Annotated in this window: 4 protein-coding genes and 1 pseudogene; all 5 read left to right on the top strand. The window is 43.9% G+C overall.

Annotated elements, in window-relative coordinates; all coding sequences use genetic code 11:
- Positions 1 to 1,834: molecular chaperone DnaK (gene dnaK / locus PX484_RS06830; RefSeq protein WP_288103240.1), on the top strand; the 1,834-nt coding region annotated here is incomplete at its 5' end.
- 180 nt (positions 1,835 to 2,014) lie between these two features.
- Positions 2,015 to 2,890 (top strand): DnaJ C-terminal domain-containing protein, encoded by an 876-nt coding sequence (locus PX484_RS06825; RefSeq protein ID WP_288103239.1) that lies wholly within the window; start codon positions 2,015 to 2,017, stop codon positions 2,888 to 2,890.
- A gap of 104 nt (positions 2,891 to 2,994) precedes the next feature.
- Positions 2,995 to 4,203, top strand: coding sequence for a quinone-dependent dihydroorotate dehydrogenase (locus PX484_RS06820; protein ID WP_288103237.1), 1,209 nt, complete (start codon positions 2,995 to 2,997; stop codon positions 4,201 to 4,203).
- Positions 4,204 to 4,438: 235 nt separating this feature from the next.
- Positions 4,439 to 6,124 (top strand): alkaline phosphatase PhoX, encoded by a 1,686-nt coding sequence (locus PX484_RS06815; RefSeq protein ID WP_287666558.1) that lies wholly within the window; start codon positions 4,439 to 4,441, stop codon positions 6,122 to 6,124.
- Positions 6,125 to 6,858: 734 nt separating this feature from the next.
- Positions 6,859 to 7,045 (top strand): annotated as a pseudogene (locus tag PX484_RS06810) (DUF3352 domain-containing protein); the annotation flags it as partial.

The raw sequence follows: 7,045 nt of genomic DNA, 5'->3' as shown, positions 1-7,045 counted from the left end.
CGCCCCCGAAGAAATTTCCGCCCTAATTTTACGCCGATTAGCCGAAGAAGCCAGCCGTTATCTGGGGGAAGAAGTTACCGGGGCCGTAATCACCGTCCCCGCCTATTTTAACGACTCCCAACGTCAAGCCACCCGGGATGCGGGCCGAATTGCCGGGTTAGAAGTGCTGCGGATTCTCAACGAACCCACCGCCGCTGCCCTTGCCTACGGTCTCGATGAACAGGAAAGCAAGAAAATCCTCGTTTTTGACCTGGGGGGCGGTACTTTTGATGTTTCTATCCTGGAAGTGGGTGACGGCGTTTTTGAGGTGAAGGCCACCAGTGGCGACACCCAATTAGGCGGTAATGATTTCGATAAAAGAATCGTCGATTGGTTAGCCAATCAATTTTTGGAACAGGAAGGCGTGGAGCTGCGCCAAGACCGGCAAGCCTTACAAAGACTGACAGAAGCGGCAGAAAAAGCCAAAATTGAACTGTCTGGGGTCAGTGTCACCGATATTAATCTACCCTTTATCATCGCCACGGAAGACGGGCCAAAACACATCGAAACTCGCCTGAGTCGGGCCCAATTTGAGGAATTATGCGGCGATTTAATCAGTCGTCTCCGTCGTCCTCTCAAACGGGCCCTTTCTGATGCCGGTTTGTCCCCCGTCCAACTAGACGAAGTGGTACTGGTGGGCGGCGGCACGCGGATGCCGGTGGTGAAGGATTTGGTGCGGAGTTTTATCGATAGGGAACCCAATCAAAATGTTAACCCTGATGAGGTTGTAGCGGTCGGGGCGGCTATTCAAGCGGGAATTTTGGGCGGCGAGGTCAAAGACGTGCTGCTCCTCGATGTGACCCCTTTATCCTTGGGTTTAGAAACCATCGGCGGTGTGATGAAAAAGTTAATCCCCCGCAATACCACTATTCCCGTCCGCAGATCTGACCTTTTTTCCACTTCCGAAAATAATCAAACTGTGGTGGAAATTCACGTTTTGCAGGGGGAAAGGGAAATGGCCAGCGATAATAAATCCCTGGGACGTTTTAAATTAACCGGTATCCCCCCCGCACCCCGGGGTATTCCCCAAGTGCAGGTGTCCCTCGATATCGATGCTAACGGCATTCTACAAGTCACCGCTAGGGATAAAATGACCGGACGGGAACAAAGTGTCACCATTCAAGGCGCTTCTACCCTCAGCGAAGGGGAAATTAACCGCATGATCGGCGATGCTGCCCGATTTGCCGAAGCAGATCGTACCCGTCGCGAAAAGGTGGATAAACGCAATCGCGCCCGCTCTCTGGTGGATCAAGCCCAACGACGCTTAAAAGATGTTACTCTCGATTTTGGTAATGAGTTCACCCGTTCCTATCGTCGTCAAATTGAGTCTTTGAGTACGGAAATTATCGACGCTTTGGAGAAAAATGATGACCGTCGCATCGATCGCGCCCAGGCGGACCTACAGGATGTTATATATGAACTAAATCGCGAGGTACGCCTACAATACGACGAGGAAGACGAGGGCTTTTTTAGCGCTATTCGCAAGACTTTTACCGGGGATAAGGAAGATGATCTTCCCTCCGAACCGCGTCGCGATCGTTATCGTCAGGATTATCGTCCCAGTACTCCGGGTTATCAAAGCGATTATCGACCCAATTATTCGGCTAATCAAGATAGTTATCGCCCCCGCGATCGGGACAATTACGATAATGGCCGCGATAGCGATTGGCAAAGTCCCCCCCCTTCGGAGGAAAAAAGTTATAACAATAGTAAAAGTAGCCGCAGCGGCGGCAATCGTTCCCGCAATATTCCCCCCCAAAATAACTGGGATGATGACGATGATGATTGGTTTTAATCAGTGATCAGTAAACAGTAATCAGTAAACAGTAATCAGTAAAAAAACAGTGGGAAACTACTATTTAATACTGCTCGCTTAATACATACTGCTCACTTAGAACTCAAATCTGATAACTGATAACCGATAACTGATAACCGATGACTGATAACTGATAACTGATAACTGATAACTGAATATATGCCACAATTAGTTAATTATTATGATCTTTTAGGAGTATCTCGCACGGCCACCAGTGACGAGATAAAAAAGGCTTTTCGACGACTGGCTCGCCAATATCATCCTGATGTTAATCCGGGGGATAAATCGGCCGAAGAAAAGTTTAAAGATATTAATGAAGCTTACGATGTTCTTTCCGATGAAGAAAAACGAGTTGAGTATAATCGTTCCTTGACGGGTAATAAGCGTCTTGGGATACGTCCGTGGGAAAAAGCCAATAGTAACGGGAATGGAAAAATCCCCCGTACAGAACAGGATTTATGGAAGTTTAGAGATTTTAATAACCTTAATACTAAGCGTGCTAAAATTGCCTCCTCTCCCCGTTTAACTCGTCGAGATGTGGAGGCGAAATTGACTTTACCTTTGGAGAAAGCTTATCAAGGTGGCAGACAAAGAATTCGTCTGGAAGATGGTAGATCAATAGAGGTAGATATGCCGGCAGCTATGATCGATGGGCAGAAAATTCGTCTCAAAGGTCAGGGGATTGAAGGGGGTGATTTATATTTAAAAATAACTATTGCTAGGCATCCTTTTTTTAGGATTCAAGGTTCTGATATTGTCTGTCAAGTGCCGATTACTCCTAGCGAGGCAATTGTGGGCGGTTTTGTGGAAATTCCTACCATTGACGGTTTAGTTAAAATGATGATTCCTAAGGGGGTTAGAAGCGGTCAAAGATTACGTTTGGCTAATGAAGGTTATCCCACTTCCCAAGGAGAAAGGGGCGATCAATTAGTGGAAATTATATTAGTTAATCCTCCCAATCCTAGCCCTGAAGAATTAGAACTTTATCAAAAAATACGGGCGATTGAAACTTTTAACCCTCGCCAGGGTTTATAAAGATTATGCTAGGTGGGTTACGGCAAATTTGAATTTTTTTGTCAAAAACATAACTTGTTCTTGCCTAACCCACCCTACACCTAACCCTTAATTCCTGTCTTTTTATGACCAATATAATTGATACAATTAAACCTTTTTATCCCCTAGCTTTCAAGGCTATTCGGGGCAATTTAGAAGGAACACAAAAACAATTATTAAATACTCTCCAAAAAATCGATCGCTCGCGGGGGGAATTTTGGGGACAATGGCTAATCTCACAATTATCAGAATCCCTGAGTTTTAGCGATTCTCGCCTATCTCAAAGCCTCTGGGGGTTAAATTTCCCCAATCCCGTCGGATTGGCGGCAGGATTCGATAAAGACGGTTTAGGGGCAGGACTTTGGCATAATTTCGGCTTTGGTTTTGCCGAGGTGGGTGCTGTCACCCTAGAAGGGCAACCGGGCAACCCAAAACCGAGATTATTTCGTTTACCGGAAGATTTGGCCGGATTAAACCGTATGGGGGCAAATAACCTCGGTGCGCCGGTTCTAGCGGCAACTCTCCAACAATCTTGGCAACGACAACCCCGACAGATTCCCATCGGTATTAACCTCTGTAAATCGAAAAATACGCCCCTAGAAAAGGCCCCGGAGGACTATTTAGGCAGTTTTCGCTATTTATTCCTCCATGCTGATTATTTTGTCGTTAATGTTAGTTCTCCCAATACTCCAGGTTTGCGTTCCCTGCAAAGTGGTGAACAACTCGATAAAATCCTCGACATTTTACAAACAGAAAATCAAGGCAGAAAACCCCTATTAGTGAAAATTTCTCCCGATTTGGAATGGGAAGATATCAGAACAATTATTGATCTAGCTTTCTCCTATGAGTTAGCCGGAATTGTCGCTACTAATACCACCACTAAACGCACGGGATTAAAAACCACAATTCTGCCTGAAACTGGTAAACCAATCACTGAAGAAGCAGGGGGAATTAGTGGGCAACCTTTGCGGGAACGTTCCACGGAAGTGATCCGTTTTATCTATCGGCAAACCCAAGGCAATTTACCAATAATTGGAGTGGGAGGAATTTTTTCTCTCGATGATGCTTGGGAAAAAATTACCGCCGGTGCGAGTTTATTACAGATTTATACCGGTTGGTTATACCGAGGACCCTGGCTAGTATCAAATATTTTACAAGGATTAACAGAAAAATTAGAGGCTAATGGGTTGACTAATATTAATCAAGCGGTGGGAATTAATAATGAACTTCTGCCAAAAATCAAAAATATTCCCTTAGGGAAAGAGTCACAGACCCGTATTCAGGAGTCAGAATAAGAAAAAGAAAGACATTGTTTACTAGGCTCGATGATTAAATAACAATTGTTAATAGAAAGAATCTAGGTCGTGAGCATCCAGCTTTTTTACAATTGTTTACACAAACATTAATAATTATGACCAAGCATCAGTTCTTAAAGAGTTTTTATTCTCAGGTTATCAATCCCTTAATAAAAGCGTTCTAATCTCAAGAGAGAACGTTTTGTTTCCTTGAGATTAGAGGACTAAAAAATTAATGATTGCTTCACCTTCTAACCCCAAAAATGTTCTAGCGGCAACTCTGCTAACAGTGGGAATTTCCCTAATAAACGTACCGACGGTTTTAGCGCAAGCTCATACTAATACAGGCGGACCGCAGGTGACAGGATTAAATGGTTATAAATATACGCCCCTATTTACAGTGGGTGAAACCATTAACAATTACACTCCCATCGGTATTCTGGATGGAATTGGCGTTATCAATCTAGGAAATGGGACGATTCGTGCCTTGGTCAACCACGAAGTTAGAAATAACCAAGGAGCCTCTTATACCCTGAATCCGGGTACTGCTAACCAGCTTTCCGTGAGAGGAGCAAGAATCAGTTACTTTGACATCGACACCAGTAGTCGTCAAATTATCGGTTCTGGATTAGCCTTCGATAAAATCTACGATCGCTCTTATAATCTAATCACCAGTACCAGTCAATTTGAACTCGCTCCCACCATTGGAGGTTTAGATCGTTTTTGTTCTGGTGCCGCTTTCGGTCGTTATTCCTTCGGTCAAGGGATCGGTTTTGAAGATAATATCTACTTTGCTGGAGAAGAAACCAGCAATGGGACTCAATGGGTTCTCGATCCTACCAATTTCGGTCTCTGGGCTGCCCCAGAAATGGGTCGCGGTGGTTGGGAAAATTGGACAGAAATTGATACAGGTAGAAGTGATCGCATTGCGATGATCGGGGGTGATGATACCGAGTCCGCACCTCTCTATCTCTACATTGGGGAGAAAAACGGGGTCGGAGATGGTAGTTTTCTAGATCGCAATGGTCTCAAACAGGGCAAACTGTATGTTTGGGTAGGCGATAAAGGTGTCGATCCCCAAAACTTTGCTGGTACTGGTAACACCAGTGCCGGACGTTGGGTAGAAGTGGTGAACGAGGGAAATGGGGTTGGTTTTCTCAATGGTTTTGCCACCGATAGCAATCTTCGGGCCCAAGCGGACGCTTTAGGAGCTTTTTCCTTCTCCCGTCCGGAAGATGTCTCGATTAATCCCAGTGATGGTTCCCAAATTGTTCTTGCTTCCACCGGACGCAGTTCTTTATTCAATGGGGCCGATAGCTGGGGAACCGTTTATATCTTCGATAATAATCTGGTTTTCGATCAAAACGGCAATCTCGACACCGCTGCTTCTAGCGTCAGCGCTCGCATTCTCTACGATGGTAATGATGCAGGTGGCGGTCAATTTAGCGGTCCCGATTTTGGGGTGAGAAGTCCTGATAACCTCGATTGGTCCGATGACGGTACTATCTATATCCAAGAAGACCGTTCTTTCTCTGGTTTCGGTCAAACCTCTGGAGAAGAAGCCTCGATTTGGCGACTTGATGCCACCACTGGACGAGCGACACGAGTAGGTCAGGTCGATCGTAGCTCTAGTTTACCAGGTGGTCAAACCGACAGCAGCCCCAATGATTTAGGTAACTGGGAAACTTCGGGGATTTTGGATATTACTGAATTCTTTCCTGGCGCTCGACCGGGAGAAAAAATTCTAATTCTCGACGTGCAGGCCCACAGTGTGCGAAATGGCAGCATCGGCGGTCCTAATAATCTTGTCGAAGGTGGTCAATTAGGTTTATTAACTGTCCAAACCCCGGAACCGACTCTCTTCTTTGGTTTAGGTTTCTTTGGTTTATCTGCCTTGGCATTAAAACGGAAACAAAGCTAAAACGATAATTTCTTGTAGTTTAGGGGACTGAAAATAATCCAGCCCCTATTTTTTGTCATTTTTGGCTCTCTTGGATATTGGGTTAAAAAGGTCTAATACTAAATCCGTTGAGTATAGGCTACATATCAGGAGAGGCAATAGGCAATAGGCAAAAGGAGCAATAGATAATCAGTTTTTAATAACCAGATTTAGTATAATATAGGTTCATAATAACCTTATTTTTTCAAAAAGCTGTACTTTTCAACGAAATTATTATCATTCTGATAGCTTTTTAAGCATCAGAGTTAACAGCAGGAGTTTTAATATTTTTACATAAATATATTTGAAATAAATGCACCAATTCAGCAACAATATTTTTTAATCTCAACTATTTTCTAATAACAGGGATTTTTCTTGTCTGTATTTCTGCATACTTAGTAATCAGAAAATTTTCCAGAATCATGTCCAGTTTAATGATAAAATTAGCCCTTGATGGTGTTCATATCAACAATATTTGAGCATTCTAAGCTGTACTGGATTTAAACTGAGCATTCGATCTGTTAGTACAAATGCCAAAACTCCCTCTCCCTGCTCCCGTACAGTCTTAACGAGTAATTTAGATAGTCAACAGCTTAGTACCTCCAGAAGCTATAATAATATTTAAAGCTTACTAAAGATTAACCAATTCTCGAGGAACTACAACCGCAGACAAATCGATCGCCAAGTATGGAACTTTTTAACCAAACCACAATTCTATGTCAAAAAAATCATTTTTACCCGGTTGTTTAGTCGTCCTAGGATTAACAGCAGTAACCGCAGGAGGTGTCTATCTTTATCTACGAGGACAACTTCCTTGGCAAAGATTCACCCCCTTAGAATCGGCAAAAGTTATCCCAGAAACTGCCTTTGCTAGTAGTTTTGTCTCCACGGATGCAAAAGCTT

The organism is Microcystis sp. M49636_WE2 (assembly GCF_030065375.1).
GTDB classification, from domain to species: domain Bacteria; phylum Cyanobacteriota; class Cyanobacteriia; order Cyanobacteriales; family Microcystaceae; genus Microcystis; species Microcystis aeruginosa_C.
Note: the sequence above shows the minus strand (reverse complement) of the source record. Positions and strands in the feature narration are given on the sequence as shown.